We start from the raw sequence: 18,128 nt of genomic DNA on the forward strand, positions 1-18,128 counted from the left end.
TCACCCCCGGTGGGGGTGACCGCCCTTCGGCGTTCCCTGAGCGCTCCGGGACCCGGCCCGGCCTCAGCGCAGGAGCTGGAGGTACGGCTCCAGGGCGCGCAGCCGGGTGTAGTTGTCGGGGTGGGTGGACAGCAGTTTGGCGAGGCCGGTGGGTTCCTGGAGCTTCTTGCCCTGGCCGGCGGCGACCGCCTTCGCCGCGTCCTCCTCGGCCTGGAAGTGGTGCAGGACCTCGGCCATCTCGGGCGCGAATCCGAGGGCCGCGGCCTGCTGGTCGGCGCGCAGTTCGCCGAGGCGGCCGGCCCAGGCGAGGAGGTAGGGCGCGATGACCAGGGGGATGGTGATGTACCAGGCGACCAGGAATCCGGCGACCACGAACATCCCCATGAAGAGGATCAGCAGGCCGGTCGCGGCGGCGGAGAAGACCCCGGCGACGGCGAGCGCGATCCGGGCCATCCCGCGGGTGAAGGCCCAGGCGAGCCGGCCGGGCAGCGAGTACCAGTAGCCGAGGAGCCCGGCCCAGGCGTGACCGCCGGTGTGGTGGCCGAGTTCATGGGCGAGTACGGCGGCGAGGTTGCTGCTGGGGATCTTGTTGAGGGAGTAGGTGGTGACGCCGACGACGTGGCCGGCGACCGCGACCGCGTTCAGGTCGTCGCTGTTCTCCACCATCAGCTCGTAGGTGTCCGCCTGGATGCCGGCCCGGGCGGTGACCTCGCGCCAGATCGGCTCCAGCCGGGCGCGTTCCTCGGCCAGCGGCGTCCGCAGTTTGAGCGCGTGCCGGGCGAAGCGGAGTTCGGTGGGCCGGTGGAAGACGAGCGCTCCGGAGGCCACCCAGGCCACGACGACGAGCCAGCCCACGACGGTGCCGCAGATGCCGAGCGCGAGGGCCGACACCACGGCGAGGCTGACCAGGGCCCCCGGGATCTGGGTGGCGAGCTGTCCGACGGCGGTGGCGTCGGCGCCGCGCTGGTGGCTCGCCAGATGGACGCGGGAGCCCTGGTGACGGTAGTCGAGGTCGTCGGGCGCGACGGCCTGCCGGGGGACGAACGGCTTCGGCTGCGGCTGCTGCCCCGCGAACCGCGTGTCGGCCCCCGGGTCCCCGCCGGCGGGACCTCCGGCCGCCGTCCCCGGCCCCGGGTACTGCGGCCCCGGCCCCCCGGGCCCTGGGCTTCCGGGGTACTGGGGGTCCGGCCCCCCGAGTCCGGGGCCTCCGGGGTAGTGAGGTGCCGGTCCGCCGGTTCCCGCGCCCGGGTACCGGGGTGGTGCGGGGCTGCCGGCCGCCGCCCCCGGGTACTGCGGTCCCGGTCCGCCGGGGCCGGGAACCCCCGGGTACTGCGGGGGATACCCCGTCGTCGTACCCGTGCCCGGGTACTGGGGTGCCGGTCCGCCGGGGTACTGCGGTGGGGGAGCGGCGGCCACCGGGTAATCAGGTGGCGGGGTCGCGGCTCCCGGATACGGGGTTCCCGGGTACGCGGGCTCGTGGGCCGGGTCTGGAGGCTGGGACATGACGGCTCCTTCGGTGTGGCTGGTGGCTGTGCGGGGACGTCGGCCGGGGTGGGCGGCGCGGCCGACGGGCCTCCGGCGGGCGCGGTCAGGCCGGTCCGTCGCCCGGGACGGCGTCCGGCGGCACGGCGGCTCGCGGGTCGTCGGGGCGGCCGGGCCGGGGAGGTACGGCCGGAGCGGGTCCCGCGGTGGGGTGGGGCGTGGTGCCGGGCGGCCGGTACGCGGCCGGGCCCTCGGGCTGCCCGGCGTACGGCGGTTGACTCCCGGCGTACGGAGGCTGGGCCGCGTAGGACGGCAGCCCGCCGGTGTCGCCCGCGTAGGGCGGCTGCGCCGTGTACGGCGACGGCTGTCCGCCCGGGTCGCCCGTGTACGGGGGCTGGGGCTGCCCGGTGTACGGGGGCGGGCCGCCCGCGTAGGGAGGCTGTCCCGTGTACGGGGGCCCGGGGTGCTGGGACTGGCCCGGATAGGGCGGCTGGGGCGGTGTCTGCGGCGGTCCGGGCGTCGCCCCGGCGGGCAGTGCCCCCTGGGCGTCCCGCGGCGCCGGAGGCGTCTGCTGCTGGATCAGCTCGTCGACGGCCCGCAGGGTCGAGCGCGCCGACTCCGCCTTCTGGAAGTCCTCCAGGCTGTTCCCGGCGAGGACCTGCAGCTGGCCCCTGATGATGGACAGCTGGTCCTTCTGGATGGCCCCGACGACCATCTTGGTGTCCTCGGGGTGCTGGGACAGATGCAGCGCCCAGGCCGCGACCCCTCCGTGCTGGAGGTGGTACTGGTAGAAGTTGATCTTCTCGGCGATCAGATGGTGGTCCTGCTGCTGGCGCAGCAGCTCCAGTTCGTGCTGCTGCCGGGCCGCCCGGAGCCGGTACTCGTGCTCGGGGTCGAGCATGTCGGACTCGTAGCGCAGACTCCGCTGCCGCCGCCGGTGCGCGATGGCCTCGTCGTCCAGCCGCAGCCGTACGGCACAGGTCACGGCGAGCCCGATGCCCGCGGCGAAGCCGCCCTCCTCCACGGCCCGCTGGACCGCTCGCTCGGCGGCCGGGCTGTCCTCGATGGAGAAGGCGCGGCTCACCGGCCGCGCGAGCTGGTGCAGTTCGCGGGTGAGCCGCGTCGGCACGTCCCGTTCGCCGCTCGCCACGTACGCGATCGGGTCCGCGACGCGCCAGGTCAGGTCGGCCGTGGCGCCGAAGGAGAACGCGTCGTCGTCGCTCGGCATCTCCAGGGAGAGCTGGACGGGGTGGCTGCCCATGTCCACCTCGTACACGGAGGTGTAGCGGCGGGTGGCCGCGTCCGAGCGGGTCGGCCGGTGCGGCGGTGTGTAGACGTCGTACGTGCCCTTCGCGGTGACGAACACCAGCGCGTGGTCGATCGCGGTGACCGCGCGGCGGACGGTGTAGTCGAAGCGCGCGATGGGCCGCACGGTGAGCACCGGGTCGATGAGGGCGGTGTGCCGGTTGGCGTCCTGCTGCCACTCCGGCTGACGGCGGAACTCCGCCATGGGTCAACTCCTCGATGGATCTCTCGACGGATCTGGGGTGGAGGGGATCAGGAGGCCGAGCAGCCGGTCGGCCACGGGTGAGCGCCCGCCGCCGTCCTGGGCCGGCATGCCGGCCAGTTCGTGGCCGAGCCGTTTGCCGTCGTCCGCCGTGACGACCAGCGCGGGCAGCAGCAGTTCCAGGGCCTGCGCGACGTCCGCGCGGCGCTCGGCCAGCCGTACCCAGGTGCGCAGGGCGGTCAGGGCGCCGCGGGTGTGCCCGCGGTCGCCGAGCGCGGTCCGCCAGAGGGCGGCGAGGTCGCGGGCCGAGTCCGTCTCGTACATGCCGGTGTCGGCGTACCACTCGACGAGCGCGCCCTCCTCCGCGTTGTCGCAGGAGCGTACGAACGCGGCCAGCGCGAGCGCCCGGACCGAGGCCGTGTCGTGGTGGAGCAGGCGCACCAGCTCGGAGAGCATCTCGCCGCGCCGCCCGCCCACGGAGAGCAGCAGGGCCGTCGAGTCGACCAGGTTGTTCGACTCGGTCCTGTTGCTGCCTCCGGCGCGGGCGCGGGCGGCGAGGGCGCTGAGTGCCGGGCCCGCGAGGTCGGGGCGCAGCGGGGTGAGCAGGCCGAAGGCGCGGATGGCGGTCCAGCGGCGGGCCCAGTGGGAGTCGGTGCACCACTGGGTGAGCAGGCGCAGCACGACGGGCGCGTCGAGGAGCTGGGCGAGGGTGAGGGTGTTCGCGGCGGTGACCCGGGGGCCGAAGGCCTTGGACACCGCCCAGCCGTCGATGAGCAGTGCCATCGCCGAGGGCAGGTCGGCGCGGGCCAGCAGCGCGGCCGCGGCGGCGGCCCGGGTCCGGACGACCGGACGGCTGTCGCGGGCCAGCTCCTTCAGCCAGGCGACGAGCGCGGGCCGGGCCGACGGGTGGCCCGTCCAGACCTCGCCGAGCAGCACCCTGGGGGTGTTCTCCTTCTTGAACCGGGCCGTGAACTGCGGCACGGGACCCCAGTCGGTCTCCTCGTCGCGTAACTCGCCCTCGGCCCGTGCCCGCTCCAGCCGGGTCTTGGCGTCGAGGCCGAACACCGGGATCTCCGGCGGCTGCTCGGGATGCTGGAGCCGCTGGAAGTGCACGAACAGCTTGTCGGCGAGTTCGGCGGCGAGCACGTAGGGCGCCTGGTCGAAGACGGCGAGCGAGATGAGGAAGGCCTTGTCGCGCAGGCCGGTCTCGGGGTCGCCGAGCCATTCCCGGCACTGCTGCTCGACGGCCGCGTGCCCGAAGTCGGCGAGGCGGGCCGCCGCCTCCTCACCGCCGTCGTAGCGGGCGACCTCGACGGCGAACCGGGCCACCTCGGCGGGCCGGTGGGCGCCGCGGGAGAGGAAGTCGCGGACGGGGCCGAGACCGAGCAGGCCGGCGTCGTCCCCGGGGTCCTTCCGCAGGTGGGCGAGGTGGGCGCGCAGCACCGCGGCGGCTTCCGGGGGCTCCCAGACGGAGGGGGTGACGCCCGGCAGGAACGGGGAGTTCTCCAGGGTGACGACCAGATACCCGCCGGTCCTGGCGAGCTGGTCGCGGGCCGCGTACAGGTGGGTGTCCCGCAGCGGGCGGTTGCGGCTCAGCGGCAGGTCGCGCAGGACGTGGCCGCCGGGCGCGGTGAGCCGGCCGGCCAGGTTTGCCGGGCCGGTCTCGGCGGACAGCGCGTGCACGGCGGGCACGCCGAGGTGGTGCAGGAGCATGAGGGCCGCGGCGTAGCGGCCGGTGGAGTGGGCGCCGGCGAGGACGAGGACGCGCTCGTCGCGCAGCCGGGTCAGGGCGGCGGCGAAGGCGGGGCTCTCGACGAAGACGGTGCGGAGCGCGTCGAGCCGTTGCCGGGGGATCTCGCCGGAGACGTACGCGGCCGACGCGGAGGCCGTCCCGTGGTGGTGGATCTCCGTCTTGCCGCCGAGGAACACGTCGCGGGCCGAGCCGCCCGCCGACACTCCGTGCTGGGCCCCGGCGACCAGGCTGCCGCCGAAGGAGGCGGCCTCGCTGAAGATGAATCCCGGGGTGTGCGCGACGAGTTCGCGCTGGGCGGCCCGGGCCTCCTGGGTCTCCTCCTCGGGCTCACCCGAGTCGGTTCCCGTCTCGGGGTCCGGGTGCGGTTCCGGGGGCCACGGCGCGTCCGGCGGTCGCAGGTCGTCGGGGCCGCCCCGTGCCGTCGGCGAGGGTGCCGTCACGCGGGCTCACCGCCGCTCCGGCCCAGGTGGACGTCTCCGGTGACGTGTCCGCCGGACACTCCGTGCTGATCCCCCGAGACGAGGCTTCCGCCGAAGCTGGGGGAGCCGCCGCCGAAGTCGAAGACGACGTTCCCGGGCAGCGCGGCGGGCCGGGCGGGCCGCTGCCCGGGCTCTACGGGCTGCGCGGGGTCTACGGGCTGCGCGGGCCGGGAGGGCTCGTGCGGGTCCGGGACCGCCGTGGTCGCCTCCGCCGGTTCCGCCCGGGGTGCGGAGACGTCCGCCCCCGGCGCCGGGCTCTCCCCCGAGCAGTCCGGCGCCGGGGCTCCCCCTCTTTCACCGTGGTCGTCCTCACCGCGGCCGTCCGCCCCGTGCGGGACCGGGCCGTGCAGCCAGGCCCGCAGGGGTCCGTTCTTGCTGTCCACCGTCACCGCGTGGAAGTCCTGCGCCGGGATGCCCGGGTGGTCGTGCCGCACGATCCCGGCGTGCACGCCCGCGGAGACGCACAGGGCGAAGTCGTCCGGCCGCTCCCGCAGGGCGGCGCGCAGCAGGCGGGCGTCGAGGAGCCGGCAGGCGTGGTTGAGGTCGGAGCCGACCCAGCCGTCGTGCTCGTCGACGGCGACGTATCCGGTGGCCACGACGCCGCGCAGGCGGATCTGGGCCGAGCTGGACGCCGTCCGGTTGACCGCGCGGAGCAGTTCGGGCACCTCCGCGAGGAGGGTGCGCAGCAGCGCGGTGACGGAGGCGTTGGCGTCGATCAGCTCCATCACCGAGTCGCCGCGGTCCGCCCGCAGGCGCAGCCGCTCGTCGATGCCGGCGCTCTCCAGGGCGCGGTCCGTGATGTCGTACAGCATCCGGCGCAGGTAGGCCTGCTCCACGTCGTCCCGGTCGCTGTACTTCTCGATGTCCAGCAGGAGGATCGTCCGGCTCACGGGGTCGGTCATGGTCGCCTTTCGGTGGGGGCCTCGCCTGGCATGCAGCGTGGCGTCACCGGTGGGACGGGTGTGAGGACGGATGTCCCACTCGAAGTGTGACCGTGTGCACAGACGCGGTCCGTGGTCACGGGGGCCACGGCTGCCGTGACCACGGCGTCGGGCGCTCCGCCGGGGAAGGGGCCGCCGGCGCGTCCCCGTACGTGCTGACGGTTCATCGCCGGGCGATCCTCCGCAGGACGTCCATGCGCAGGATCACCAGCGTCCGCCGGCCCGTCAGCACGGCTTCGCGCTCCCGCAGTTCCTTGAGCAGGCGCTGGACCATCTCCCGGGAGGCTCCCACCGAGCCCGCGAGCTCCTGTTTGCTCAGCGGGACGGAGAGTTCGACGCCCTCCTCGGTGCGGTGGCCGTTCGTGCGGGCGAGGTCGAGCAGGAGCGCCGCGAAGCGCTCGCGGACGCTCATGGAGGCGAACTCCAGGCGGCGGCGGTCGGCGGCGCGGGTGCGGTCCGAGGTGAGGCCGAGGAGGGCGAAGGAGACCGCGGGGGAGCGGGCGAGGAAGTCCCGGAACTGTTCGCGTACGAGCGCGACCGTGCGGACCGGTTCCAGGGCCGTCACCGTCGCGGAGCGCGGCCGGCCGGTGAGCGCGGCGGACTCCCCGACGATGTCGCCGGGGCCGCGCAGCGCGAGCAGGGCCTCGTAGCCGTTGGCGGCGGCGGCCGTCACCTTCGTCCAGCCGTGCGTCACGATCAGCACGTGCGACGAGGGCTCGCTCTGGCGCAGGAGCACCGTGCGGGGCATGAAGGACAGTTCGTTCCCGAGGGACAGCAGCGCGGAGCGGTCCTCGCTCTCCAGGCGTGCCAGGAACGGCACCCGGTCGTCCAGGCTCTCGTCCCCGGTCAAGGGCGCAGCCGCCATGAGTCCATCCCCCGTCCCCCGGCCGGCCCCCGTGGCCGACACACGGTGACCGTTGCGCGACAACGGGTCAACGTACTCACCCAGTGTGTGCGGTGCGGAACGGATCGGGGACCTTCATCGCGGAACCGGTGACAAGCTGCGCCAAGTGTGAAGTGCCCCGAGAATGGATCGGGAGAAGTCCGGCGTGTCGGGCAGCACGGCATTTGTTTTGACCGAAGTCCGTGAGGTAGGTACGCTCATACCTTGTGCCTGGGGTGTGCCCTGGCTCTCGTGCGTGCCTTCAGACCGCAAGGGGAGCCGTAAGCGGCCACCGCAATCTGCGCCCTTTTCGCCTCGCGGCGAGGGTCTGCAGCATTCGACACACCCGACCGCGTGGGTCGGTGGCGTTCCAGGTTAGCTTCACCATTCGGCACACAGAAACCGGAGAAGTAGTGCCTACGATCCAGCAGCTGGTCCGGAAGGGCCGGCAGGACAAGGTCGAGAAGAACAAGACGCCCGCACTCGAGGGTTCGCCCCAGCGTCGTGGCGTCTGCACGCGTGTGTTCACGACCACCCCGAAGAAGCCGAACTCGGCCCTGCGTAAGGTCGCGCGTGTGCGTCTGACCAGCGGCATCGAGGTCACGGCCTACATTCCGGGTGAGGGACACAACCTGCAGGAGCACTCCATCGTGCTCGTGCGCGGCGGCCGTGTGAAGGACCTGCCGGGTGTTCGCTACAAGATCATCCGCGGTTCCCTCGACACCCAGGGTGTCAAGAACCGCAAGCAGGCCCGCAGCCGCTACGGCGCCAAGAAGGAGAAGTAGAAATGCCTCGTAAGGGCCCCGCCCCGAAGCGCCCGGTCATCATCGACCCGGTCTACGGTTCCCCTCTGGTGACCTCCCTCATCAACAAGGTGCTGCTGAACGGCAAGCGCTCCACCGCCGAGCGCATCGTCTACGGCGCCATGGAGGGCCTGCGTGAGAAGACGGGCAACGACCCGATCATCACGCTGAAGCGCGCGCTTGAGAACATCAAGCCGACCCTCGAGGTCAAGTCCCGCCGTGTCGGTGGTGCGACGTACCAGGTCCCGATCGAGGTCAAGCCCGGTCGTGCCAACACGCTCGCGCTGCGCTGGCTCGTCGGTTACTCCCGCGCCCGTCGCGAGAAGACCATGACCGAGCGTCTGCTCAACGAACTTCTCGACGCCTCCAACGGCCTTGGTGCCGCTGTGAAGAAGCGCGAGGACACCCACAAGATGGCCGAGTCCAACAAGGCCTTCGCGCACTACCGCTGGTAGTCGCTACCCACATCGAGACCGAGAGAAGACTGAAGCCTTATGGCTACCACTTCACTTGACCTGGCCAGGGTCCGCAACATCGGGATCATGGCCCACATCGACGCGGGCAAGACGACCACCACCGAGCGGATCCTCTTCTACACCGGCGTCAGCTACAAGATCGGTGAGGTCCACGACGGCGCCGCCACCATGGACTGGATGGAGCAGGAGCAGGAGCGTGGCATCACGATCACCTCTGCTGCCACCACCTGTCACTGGCCGCTCGAGGACAATGACTACACGATCAACATCATCGACACCCCCGGGCACGTCGACTTCACGGTCGAGGTGGAGCGTTCGCTCCGCGTGCTCGACGGTGCCGTCACGGTGTTCGACGGTGTCGCGGGTGTCGAGCCGCAGTCGGAGACGGTGTGGCGTCAGGCCGACCGTTACGGCGTGCCGCGCATCTGCTTCGTGAACAAGCTGGACCGCACCGGCGCCGAGTTCCACCGCTGCGTGGACATGATCAAGGACCGCCTCGGCGCCGTCCCGATCATCATGCAGCTCCCGATCGGTGCCGAGATGGACTTCAAGGGCGTTGTGGACCTGGTCCGCATGAAGGCGCTCGTGTGGTCCGCCGAGGCGGCCAAGGGCGAGATGTACGACATCGTCGACATCCCGGCCACGCACGCCGAGGCTGCCGAGGAGTACCGCGGCAAGCTGGTCGAGACCGTCGCCGAGCACGACGACGAGATCATGGAGCTGTTCCTGGAGGGCCAGGAGCCCACCGAGGAGCAGCTGTACGCCGCGATCCGTCGCATCACCATCGCGTCCGGCAAGTCCAAGGACGTCACGGTCACCCCGGTGTTCTGTGGCACCGCGTTCAAGAACAAGGGCGTTCAGCCCCTGCTCGACGCGGTCGTGCGCTACCTGCCGACTCCGATCGACGTCGAGGCCATCGAGGGCCACGACGTGAAGGACCCGGAGCTGGTCGTCAAGCGCAAGCCGTCCGACGACGAGCCGCTCTCCGCCCTCGCGTTCAAGATCATGAGCGACCCGCACCTGGGCAAGCTCACCTTCGTCCGGGTGTACTCGGGCCGTCTCGAGGCGGGCAGCGCTGTGCTGAACTCCGTCAAGGGCAAGAAGGAGCGCATCGGCAAGATCTACCGCATGCACGCGAACAAGCGTGAGGAGATCGAGTCGGTGGGCGCCGGCGACATCGTCGCCGTCATGGGCCTGAAGCAGACCACCACCGGTGAGACGCTGTCCGACGACAAGAACCCGGTGATCCTGGAGTCCATGGACTTCCCGGCGCCGGTCATTCAGGTCGCCATCGAGCCCAAGTCCAAGGGTGACCAGGAGAAGCTGGGTGTCGCCATCCAGCGTCTCGCGGAGGAGGACCCCTCCTTCCAGGTTCACTCGGACGAGGAGACCGGCCAGACCATCATCGGTGGCATGGGCGAGCTGCACCTCGAGGTGCTGGTCGACCGTATGCGCCGTGAGTTCAAGGTCGAGGCCAACGTCGGCAAGCCGCAGGTCGCGTACCGCGAGACGATCCGCAAGGCCGTCGAGCGTCACGACTACACGCACAAGAAGCAGACCGGTGGTACCGGTCAGTTCGCCAAGGTGCAGATCGCGATCGAGCCGATCGAGGGCGGCGACGCCTCGTACGAGTTCGTGAACAAGGTCACCGGTGGCCGCATCCCGAAGGAGTACATCCCTTCGGTCGACGCGGGTGCGCAGGAGGCCATGCAGTTCGGCATCCTGGCCGGCTACGAGATGACGGGCGTCCGCGTCATTCTTCTCGACGGTGGCTACCACGAGGTCGACTCCTCCGAGCTCGCCTTCAAGATCGCCGGTTCGCAGGCCTTCAAGGAGGCCGCGCGCAAGGCTTCTCCCGTGCTCCTTGAGCCGATGATGGCCGTCGAGGTCACCACGCCCGAGGACTACATGGGTGAGGTCATCGGCGACATCAACTCTCGCCGTGGCCAGATCCAGGCCATGGAGGAGCGCATGGGCGCCCGGATCGTCAAGGGTCTGGTCCCGCTCTCGGAGATGTTCGGCTACGTCGGAGACCTCCGCAGCAAGACGTCGGGTCGCGCAAGCTACTCGATGCAGTTCGACTCCTACGCCGAGGTTCCGCGGAACGTCGCCGAGGAGATCATCGCGAAGGCCAAGGGCGAGTAACACAGCTCGTTTACACGCTTTAGGCTTGACACCGACCGCCGGGGTTCGACCGGCACGGGAGAACCCCGGCGGACGGCACCCCAGCAAAGATCACCTGGCGCCGATGAGTAAGGCGTACAGAACCACTCCGTAGGAGGACCCCAGTGGCGAAGGCGAAGTTCGAGCGGACTAAGCCGCACGTCAACATCGGCACCATCGGTCACATCGACCACGGTAAGACGACCCTCACGGCCGCCATTACCAAGGTGCTGCACGACGCGTACCCGGACCTGAACGAGGCCTCGGCCTTCGACCAGATCGACAAGGCTCCTGAGGAGCGCCAGCGCGGTATCACGATCTCGATCGCGCACGTCGAGTACCAGACGGAGGGCCGTCACTACGCCCACGTCGACTGCCCCGGTCACGCGGACTACATCAAGAACATGATCACGGGTGCGGCGCAGATGGACGGCGCCATCCTCGTCGTCGCCGCGACCGACGGCCCGATGCCGCAGACCAAGGAGCACGTGCTCCTGGCCCGCCAGGTCGGCGTTCCGTACATCGTCGTCGCCCTGAACAAGGCCGACATGGTGGACGACGAGGAGATCCTGGAGCTCGTCGAGCTCGAGGTCCGTGAGCTCCTCTCCGAGTACGAGTTCCCGGGCGACGACCTGCCGGTCGTCAAGGTCTCGGCGCTCAAGGCGCTCGAGGGCGACAAGGAGTGGGGCCAGACCGTTCTGGACCTCATGGCCGCCGTCGACGAGGCGATCCCGACCCCGGCTCGTGACGTCGACAAGCCGTTCCTCATGCCCGTCGAGGACGTCTTCACGATCACCGGTCGCGGTACGGTCGTCACCGGCCGTATCGAGCGTGGTGTCCTGAAGGTCAACGAGACCGTTGACATCATCGGCATCAAGCAGGACAAGACCACGACCACGGTCACCGGCATCGAGATGTTCCGCAAGCTGCTCGACGAGGGCCAGGCCGGTGAGAACGTCGGTCTGCTCCTCCGTGGCATCAAGCGCGAGGACGTCGAGCGCGGCCAGGTCATCATCAAGCCGGGTTCGGTCACCCCGCACACCGAGTTCGAGGCCCAGGCCTACATCCTGTCCAAGGACGAGGGTGGCCGCCACACGCCGTTCTTCAACAACTACCGTCCGCAGTTCTACTTCCGTACGACTGACGTGACCGGTGTTGTGACCCTCCCCGAGGGCACGGAGATGGTCATGCCGGGCGACAACACTGAGATGAAGGTCGAGCTCATCCAGCCCGTCGCCATGGAAGAGGGCCTGAAGTTCGCCATCCGTGAGGGTGGCCGGACCGTGGGCGCCGGCCAGGTCACCAAGATCACCAAGTAATTGCTGATCGCATGACCTGGTAGCTCCTTCACGAGCTCCTTGAGAGGGCCCGTACGACTTCGGTCGTACGGGCCCTTTCGCGTGCCCGTACGAGGGCGTGACCGAGTTCGTATACGAATCCCGAACGTCTTTGCGGTATCGGGGTGGTCCCCGCAGGTGAAGCGAATCTTGGAGCGTGTCGAAAGAATCGCGTAACCAGTCCGTAATTCAGGAGGAAGACTGTAGGACGGTCTCCCGCTCCCCGGCGGGGGCCTGCTCTGCGCACCGATGCCGCCGGAACCGACCGGTCGGACCGACCCCGGTCGACCCGTTCCGGCGGCCCTGTCTGAAGGGACCCCAGGTGACCCGTCCTGACACGAAGAGCCTTATCGCCTCCTTGCTCGACGACATCGAGCGGCGCAATCCGGCGCAGCCCGAGTTCCTCCAGGCCGCGCACGAGGTTCTCGAAACGCTGGCTCCGGTCCTGGCGCAGCGCCCGGAGTACGCGGAAGCGGCTCTCGTCGAACGCCTGGTGGAGCCCGAGCGGCAGATCGTCTTCCGCGTCCCGTGGCAGGACGACCACGGCAAGGTCCACGTCGAACGGGGCTACCGCGTGGAGTTCAACAGCGCGCTCGGCCCGTACAAGGGCGGTCTGCGCTTCCACCCGTCGGTGAACCTCGGCATCGTGAAGTTCCTCGGCTTCGAGCAGATCTTCAAGAACGCCCTGACCGGTCTCGGCATCGGCGGCGGCAAGGGCGGCAGCGACTTCGACCCGCGCGGCAGGTCGGACGCCGAGGTCATGCGGTTCTGCCAGTCGTTCATGACGGAGCTGTACCGGCACATCGGCGAGCACACGGACGTGCCGGCGGGCGACATCGGCGTGGGCGGCCGCGAGATCGGCTACCTGTTCGGCCAGTACCGCCGCATCACCAACCGCTGGGAGGCCGGTGTCCTGACCGGCAAGGGCACCCACTGGGGCGGTTCGCTGATCCGGCCCGAGGCGACCGGCTACGGCAACGTCCTGTTCGCCGCCGCCATGCTGCGCGAGCGCGGCGAGGACCTGGAGGGCCAGACCGCGGTGGTCTCCGGCTCCGGCAACGTCGCCACGTACACCGTCGAGAAGCTCATCGCGCTCGGCGCCAACCCGGTGACCTGCTCCGACTCGACGGGGTACGTCGTCGACGACAAGGGCATCGACGTCGAGCTGCTCAAGCAGGTCAAGGGGGTCGAGCGCGGCCGGGTCTCCGACTACGCGGCACGGCGCGGCGCGTCGGCGCGGTTCGTCGCGAACGGCAGCGTCTGGGACGTGCCGGGCGACGTGGCGCTGCCCTCGGCCACCCAGAACGAGCTGGACGCGGCCGCGGCGGCCACGCTGATCGGCAACGGCGTCAAGGCGGTCTCCGAGGGCGCCAACATGCCCACCACCCCGGAGGCGGTCCGCCTGTTCCAGGAGGCGGGTGTCGCCTTCGGCCCCGGCAAGGCGGCCAACGCGGGCGGTGTCGCGGTCAGCGCGCTGGAGATGAGCCAGAACCACGCCCGCACCTCGTGGTCGCGCGAACGGGTCGAGGACGAGCTGACCGGCATCATGAACAACATCCACGCCATCTGCCACGAGACCGCCGGGCGCTACGGCGTCCCGGGCGACTACGTCAGCGGCGCGAACATCGCGGGCTTCGAGCGGGTCGCCTCCGCGATGCTGGAGCAGGGCGTGATCTGACCGGGAACCGGACTCACGGAGAGGGCTCGTACGGCCGAAGGGGGTCGTGCGAGCCCTCTCGCGCTGTCCGGGGCCCTGGCGGTCCGGCAGCTTCCGCAGATGCCCGGCTCCGGTCCCCGGAAGGCGCGGTCGCAGTCGTCGCAGTTCTGCAAGGGGTGCCGGACGGAGGCGGCTCCGGGGGACGCGGGTGTGCGGAAGGGCGGCGGGGGCGGCAGGTGGGCGGTGAGGCGGTGGGCCAGGAGGGCGGCAGGGCGGTGCAGGTTCTCGGGGGGCAGGTCCCTGGTCAGGGCGTGGCGTACGGCGGTGGGGGTGAGGTCGCGCTCCAGCCAGGCGACGACACCCGGGGCGAGGTGTTCGGCGTCGGTGGCGGAGAGCAGGAGCCGGGGGTCCGTACGGCGCAGGCCGCCGAGGAGATCGACGGCCGCCCGCACCAGGGCAGGGGAGGTGTGCGAGGGCTTCGGGACGGCCGGGAGTGCCTTGCGAGGTGGGCGCTCGGCCGGGGCGCGGCGGCGGGCCGGCGGGGCCGGGTCCCGGTCGGGCGGGGCCGGGCGTCGGGTGGGCGACGACGGGCGTCGGGTGGGCGGGCCGGAGGTGGCGCCGGTGTCCGCCGTGCCGTGGCGGTCCGGCTGGTTGCAGGACACCGTGCGGGTGACGATCCGGCCGTCGGGCGTGCGTTCGCGGGTGCGGCGCAGATAGCCGTGGGTCTCCAGCTCGCGCAGGGCGGCGGCGATCCGGGTGGCGCCCTCCGGGAAGCGGGCGGCGAGGGTCTTGATGTCGACGGGGGCGCCGGCGGGCAGGGACTGGATGTGGGCGCCGAGCCCGATGGCGAGTCCGGACAGCTCCGGGTGCTGGGTGAGGTGGTTGCCGATCACCGTGAAGCGTTCGGTGTGGCGGGTGTTGTCGTGCACGACCCCGGAACGGGGGCGCCTGTGAGGGTGGTTTTTGCCCGGGATGCGGGACTGGCGCCGCGTGGGCGCGCTAGGGTTTTCAGTGTCCATCGGGAAGCCCTTTACTTCCTCGGTGGTCAGGCCCTCGCACTGGGATTGCAGTCCCGGCGGGGGCCGTCGCATTTTCTGCCGCGGGTCCGTCGATGTTCGAGGATGCCCGTGGTCGTGATCTGTCGCGCTGAGCGTAGGGCACGCAAACCCTCCCAAATCCAGTCGTGTTGGGCATGTTCACCCGAGGGGGTGAGACCGCTCCGCGGGCGGGAGGGGTGGGGCTTGGCTGGGGGTTCTTTCTCCCCGATGGTGCTTGGAAAAGACCGCAGGCAGCACCGGAGCACGGCCCCTCGTGCTCCGGTTTCCGGAGCCTCAGTTCGGCCCAGACGGTCTTGCGCGGGACGGGCCCCGGCGTCACGCCCCAGCGGTCCGCGAACGCGTCCACGAGGAGCAGGCCGCGGCCCGACCCGGCGCCGGGTTCCGCCGGGCCGAGCCGGGGGAGCCGGTCACCGACGGTGTCCGTCACCTCGATGCGAAGGGTGTCGCCGACGACGTACAGCGTGAGGCGGAAGTCCCTTCCCCGCACGCGGCCGTGCGTCGCCGCGTTGTTCGCGAGCTCCGCGACGATCTGGTCCGCCGGGCTCAAGGGCAAGCCCCAGGAGCGGAGTTGTTCGGTGGCCAGCAGCCTCCCCAGGCGGGCACCGCGTGGCGTGGGGGACAGCAGCACGCTGAAGTTGCGGACGGGTTCGACGCGTTGGGCCTCCGGCCCGGCGGTTTCCTGATTCACGTCACTCAGCGTGTCCGACTCCGCCTACCGTGAGCTGCGATGACGTCGGTGTGTACGGGCTTTGTCCGGTCGCTGTCCCGATCTGTCCCGGCTGTCCCGGGTGTCGTACGGGAACGGTGGGCGTTGGAGGTGGGTGGGTGTGAGCAGCGAGAGCGCGGACGAGCCGGGGTGGGACGTCAGCCCCGAGGACGAGGTCGCCCCGGTCGTCGAGGCGACCGGCCGCCAGGTCAGGCTCTGGCGGGAGGCGGCCGGGATGCGGGTGGTCGAGTTCGGGCGGGCGATCGGCTACGGGGAGGACCTGGTCCGGAAGGTCGAACGCGGGGCGCGGATTCCCCGGGTGGACTTCCTGGACCGTGCGGACGACGTGTTGAACGCCGGCGGGCGTCTCCGGGCCTTCAAGGAGGACATGGAGAAGGCCCGGTACCCGAAGAAGGTGCGCGAGCTGAAGATGCTGGAGGAACGGGCCGTCGAGCTTCTGCTGTACAGCAACCACAACATCCATGGGTTGTTGCAGACGCCGGAGTACGCCCGCGCGTTGCTCGGTACCTGGAGGCCGGCCTATTCGCTGGACGAGTTGGAGCGCATGGTTGCCGCGAGGGTGGCCCGCAAGTCCGTCTTCGAGCGGTCGCCGGCTCCCGAACTCAGCTTTGTCCAGGAAGAGGTGACCCTGCGCCGCCCGGTCGGAGGCACAATGGTGCTGCGCCGACAGCTCGAACACATGCTGGAGGTGGCCAGGTTGCCGTTCGTGGAGCTCCAGGTGATGCCGACCAGTCGCGCCGATCATCCGGGTACGGGTGGGCGCATCCGGGTCCTGAAGTTCGGAGACGGTACGGCCGTCGGCCGCACGGATGATGAGTTCGCCGGGCGACCGGTCTCAGACCCACGGCACATCCGGGTTCTGGAACTGCGGTACGGCATCATCCGGGCCCAGGCGCTTACGCCGGGGGAGTCCATGGCCTTCATTGAGCAAGCGCTGGGAGAAACGTGATCCACATGACCTCCGCCGAGATCTCCTTGGATCTTCTCTGGTTCAAGAGCAGCTACAGCGACAGCAGCAACGGAAACGACTGCGTCGAGATGGCCCCCACCCCCACCGCGATCCACGTCCGCGACTCCAAGAACCCGGCCGGCCCCCGTCTGGTGATGGCCCCCGCCGCCTGGACCGCGTTCGTCGGGTTCGCCGCTCGCGGTTGACCGGGGGAGCGGCCATCCACCCGCAGAGCTACGCCCGTACCGTGTTCGCTGCCTTGGGCGGAGTCGTCGAGATCGGCGCGGTGAACGGCACCGGTACCTGGGACCTGGCGGAGGCGTCGGTGGGGGCCTTCCTGGCGCCCAGGGGCGAGGACATCGCCCGGATCATGGCGGCGGTCCGGACGCTCGGCCGGTTCGACGACACGGTCATGGCCATCTCGGACGAGCTGGGGTACCTGCGCGAGCACCCGGTCGAGACGCCGTTCATGCTGCTCTGGTCGGCGGGCATCGCCTGGGACCCGGAGTCGGCGGACGACCTCGCGTATCTGGCGGATCCGTCGGTGGTGCGCCGGATGTGCCGGATGGGCGCGGACCTCCAACTGGTCAACCTGGTGGATGCCTTGGTGACCGCCGGGATCGCGGCCGGAGTGGACGCCGAGGAGGGTGGGGACCTGGCCGCAGGGGTCATCCGTATCGCCTGTGAGCTCGTGGGCCACGCCGGGCGCAGCGCCCCGGACGGCGTGTTCCGGATGTGGCGCGTGGCCCGTCTGCCGGACACCCTGCGCCCGGACTCCGGTGCTCCGGGGTCCGGCAAGGCGGGATACAGGGCGTACGACGCGGAACTGGAGCGGTTGCTCGCGCCGGTCTGAGGTTCGCCCGGAGGCTGGCTACTGCATGTTCTGCACGTGCGGATGGTCGTACGACGCCTCGCACACGTAGATCTGCATGTTGTAGCTCCGGCCGATGGTGAGCTGGGTGGCGCAGGCGGGGCCGAGGAAGTGCAGGCCGTCGTAGTCGGCGTCCTCCAGGGGACGCCAGCTCGTGTTGCCGTCCCATTCGGCGCCGTCGACGGTGACCAGCGGGCGGACGTCCGAGCCGCACTCGGGGCACGACATCGGGAACGGGTCGCTGAAGCTCCAGGGCGCGTGGCCGCCGAGCTTGCAGCCGGGGGCGACACTGAGGTCGTACTGGTAGTCGACGACTTCGACGTCCTCCTCCTCGTCGCCCTCGTCGCCCGGGTCCTGCTCCTCCTCCCACGCGTGGATCCGGTCCGCCAGCTCCTCGGGCAGCTCGTGCGGGGCCGGGTACTCGGTGACGGTCTCGGGGTGGAGCAGACAGGGTTCCGGCAGGTAGTCGCTGTTGCCGATCACCGAGGGCCCGGGCGCCACGACGAGCGGGTCGGTGACGTCGGCGGAGGCCCGCCAGTACAGCTCCGACGCGGGCATGTAGTCCTCGTCGTGGTCGAACGGGCACCACAGCACCTGGAGCAGATCGGTGCCGGCCGGGCGGGGCAGCGCGGGGACGTCGGCCGCGTAGACCTGGAGTACGGGTATGAGGGGGACCGGTCCGTCCTGAGGGAGGGGCCGCTCGTCGACCGCGCGGTCGACGATCTCCCGCTCGTCGGGGGTGAGCAGGTCCGCGCCCTCCGCGCGGGGCCGGGTCCAGGCGTCGGCGAGGATGCGCCGCCGCTGCCGTACGTCGTCGGGCGCCACACCGCGGTGCGTGGGCGCGTCGTGGTCCGGGCACGTGGGCCACGGCTCGCCGGCGGGCCACAGAAGGGGGCCGCCGACCGAACTGTCCCCGGCCGTCGGAGAGTCCGGCCGCGGATGCAGCCGGACGGCGCTGCGGGCCAGCGCCGCGAGTTCGGGAAACGGGGCGGTGATGTCGAGGGGCCGTGGGGGAGTGGTCCGAGCCATGGGGAGAGGCTAC

The 18,128-nt window shown here is 70.9% G+C and carries 15 protein-coding genes and 1 pseudogene; 8 read left to right on the top strand and 8 right to left on the bottom strand.

Translation table 11 applies throughout. The features are described 5' to 3' along the window. Positions 1 to 63: 63 nt before the first annotated feature. The 5 genes from ACFYYF_RS06080 to ACFYYF_RS06100 all read right to left on the bottom strand — a co-directional run bounded on the left by ACFYYF_RS06080 (position 64) and on the right by ACFYYF_RS06100 (position 7,027). Positions 64 to 1,503 (bottom strand): M48 family metalloprotease, encoded by a 1,440-nt coding sequence (locus ACFYYF_RS06080; RefSeq protein WP_388771958.1) that lies wholly within the window; start codon positions 1,501 to 1,503, stop codon positions 64 to 66. A gap of 85 nt (positions 1,504 to 1,588) precedes the next feature. Next, positions 1,589 to 2,992, bottom strand: coding sequence for a PE-PGRS family protein (locus ACFYYF_RS06085; RefSeq protein WP_388771960.1), 1,404 nt, complete (start codon positions 2,990 to 2,992; stop codon positions 1,589 to 1,591). A gap of 3 nt (positions 2,993 to 2,995) precedes the next feature. Continuing rightward, positions 2,996 to 5,182 carry a hypothetical protein gene (locus ACFYYF_RS06090; RefSeq protein WP_388771963.1) on the bottom strand — a complete coding sequence of 729 codons (2,187 nt, stop codon included), beginning with the start codon at positions 5,180 to 5,182 and terminating at the stop codon, positions 2,996 to 2,998. Beyond that, complete coding sequence (locus ACFYYF_RS06095) at positions 5,179 to 6,123, bottom strand: hypothetical protein (RefSeq protein WP_388771965.1); 945 nt, start codon at positions 6,121 to 6,123, stop codon at positions 5,179 to 5,181. Before ACFYYF_RS06095 ends, ACFYYF_RS06090 begins: the two co-directional genes overlap by 4 nt. Positions 6,124 to 6,325: 202 nt before the next feature. After that, positions 6,326 to 7,027 carry a Crp/Fnr family transcriptional regulator gene (locus tag ACFYYF_RS06100; protein ID WP_361676731.1) on the bottom strand — a complete coding sequence of 234 codons (702 nt, stop codon included), beginning with the start codon at positions 7,025 to 7,027 and terminating at the stop codon, positions 6,326 to 6,328. Positions 7,028 to 7,458: 431 nt separating this feature from the next. Here ACFYYF_RS06100 and rpsL point away from each other — a divergent pair, with 431 nt between their 5' ends. The 5 genes from rpsL (at position 7,459) to gdhA (ending at position 13,502) form a co-directional block, all read left to right on the top strand. Continuing rightward, on the top strand, positions 7,459 to 7,830 hold the full coding sequence (gene rpsL / locus ACFYYF_RS06105) for a 30S ribosomal protein S12 (protein ID WP_003948652.1): 372 nt from the start codon (positions 7,459 to 7,461) through the stop codon (positions 7,828 to 7,830). Positions 7,831 to 7,832: 2 nt separating this feature from the next. Beyond that, positions 7,833 to 8,303: a 30S ribosomal protein S7 gene (gene rpsG, locus ACFYYF_RS06110; protein ID WP_003992340.1), complete on the top strand. Its 471-nt coding sequence runs from the start codon at positions 7,833 to 7,835 to the stop codon at positions 8,301 to 8,303. A gap of 39 nt (positions 8,304 to 8,342) precedes the next feature. Beyond that, a complete protein-coding gene (gene fusA, locus ACFYYF_RS06115; protein WP_361676728.1) occupies positions 8,343 to 10,469 on the top strand; it encodes an elongation factor G in 2,127 nt (708 codons plus the stop codon). A 143-nt stretch (positions 10,470 to 10,612) separates the two neighbouring features. Next, a complete protein-coding gene (tuf, locus tag ACFYYF_RS06120) occupies positions 10,613 to 11,806 on the top strand; it encodes an elongation factor Tu (protein ID WP_361676725.1) in 1,194 nt (397 codons plus the stop codon). A 340-nt stretch (positions 11,807 to 12,146) separates the two neighbouring features. Beyond that, the gene (gdhA, locus tag ACFYYF_RS06125; protein ID WP_388771970.1) at positions 12,147 to 13,502 is read left to right on the top strand and encodes an NADP-specific glutamate dehydrogenase; all 1,356 of its coding nucleotides are present in this window, start codon (positions 12,147 to 12,149) and stop codon (positions 13,500 to 13,502) included. Between the two features lie 80 nt (positions 13,503 to 13,582). On the opposite strand, the pseudogene ACFYYF_RS06130 reads toward gdhA, so the two are convergent. Then, positions 13,583 to 14,500 (bottom strand): annotated as a pseudogene (locus ACFYYF_RS06130) (helix-turn-helix domain-containing protein); the annotation flags it as partial. Next, entirely contained in the window at positions 14,490 to 15,227 is a 738-nt protein-coding gene (locus ACFYYF_RS06135; RefSeq protein ID WP_388771972.1) for an ATP-binding protein, read from the bottom strand. The gene ACFYYF_RS06135 and the pseudogene ACFYYF_RS06130, both read right to left, overlap by 11 nt. A gap of 139 nt (positions 15,228 to 15,366) precedes the next feature. On the opposite strand from ACFYYF_RS06135, the gene ACFYYF_RS06140 reads away from it, so the two are divergent. The 3 genes from ACFYYF_RS06140 to ACFYYF_RS06150 are packed head-to-tail and all read left to right on the top strand — an operon-like array spanning position 15,367 to position 17,068. Further along, entirely contained in the window at positions 15,367 to 16,215 is an 849-nt protein-coding gene (locus ACFYYF_RS06140) for a helix-turn-helix domain-containing protein (RefSeq protein ID WP_388771974.1), read from the top strand. 5 nt (positions 16,216 to 16,220) lie between these two features. Further along, a complete protein-coding gene (locus tag ACFYYF_RS06145; protein ID WP_388771977.1) occupies positions 16,221 to 16,421 on the top strand; it encodes a DUF397 domain-containing protein in 201 nt (66 codons plus the stop codon). 41 nt (positions 16,422 to 16,462) lie between these two features. After that, a complete protein-coding gene (locus tag ACFYYF_RS06150) occupies positions 16,463 to 17,068 on the top strand; it encodes a hypothetical protein (protein ID WP_388771980.1) in 606 nt (201 codons plus the stop codon). Between the two features lie 18 nt (positions 17,069 to 17,086). Here the strand turns inward: ACFYYF_RS06150 and ACFYYF_RS06155 are convergent, their stop codons facing one another. Continuing rightward, complete coding sequence (locus tag ACFYYF_RS06155) at positions 17,087 to 18,115, bottom strand: hypothetical protein (RefSeq protein ID WP_388771982.1); 1,029 nt, start codon at positions 18,113 to 18,115, stop codon at positions 17,087 to 17,089. Positions 18,116 to 18,128: the final 13 nt, after the last annotated feature.

The sequence above is a fragment of the Streptomyces sp. NPDC001914 genome (assembly GCF_042891215.1).
Classification (GTDB): domain Bacteria; phylum Actinomycetota; class Actinomycetes; order Streptomycetales; family Streptomycetaceae; genus Streptomyces.

Bases quoted from the DNA above. Each gene is read 5' to 3' on its own strand.
- ACFYYF_RS06080 (WP_388771958.1), bottom strand. From the start codon at position 1,503: ATGTCCCAGCCTCCAGACCCGGCCCACGAGCCCGCGTACCCGGGAACC.
- ACFYYF_RS06085 (WP_388771960.1), bottom strand. From the start codon at position 2,992: ATGGCGGAGTTCCGCCGTCAGCCGGAGTGGCAGCAGGACGCCAACCGG.
- ACFYYF_RS06095 (WP_388771965.1), bottom strand. From the start codon at position 6,123: ATGACCGACCCCGTGAGCCGGACGATCCTCCTGCTGGACATCGAGAAG.
- ACFYYF_RS06100 (WP_361676731.1), bottom strand. From the start codon at position 7,027: ATGGCGGCTGCGCCCTTGACCGGGGACGAGAGCCTGGACGACCGGGTG.
- rpsG (WP_003992340.1), top strand. From the start codon at position 7,833: ATGCCTCGTAAGGGCCCCGCCCCGAAGCGCCCGGTCATCATCGACCCG.
- fusA (WP_361676728.1), top strand. From the start codon at position 8,343: ATGGCTACCACTTCACTTGACCTGGCCAGGGTCCGCAACATCGGGATC.
- ACFYYF_RS06145 (WP_388771977.1), top strand. From the start codon at position 16,221: ATGACCTCCGCCGAGATCTCCTTGGATCTTCTCTGGTTCAAGAGCAGC.
- ACFYYF_RS06155 (WP_388771982.1), bottom strand. From the start codon at position 18,115: ATGGCTCGGACCACTCCCCCACGGCCCCTCGACATCACCGCCCCGTTT.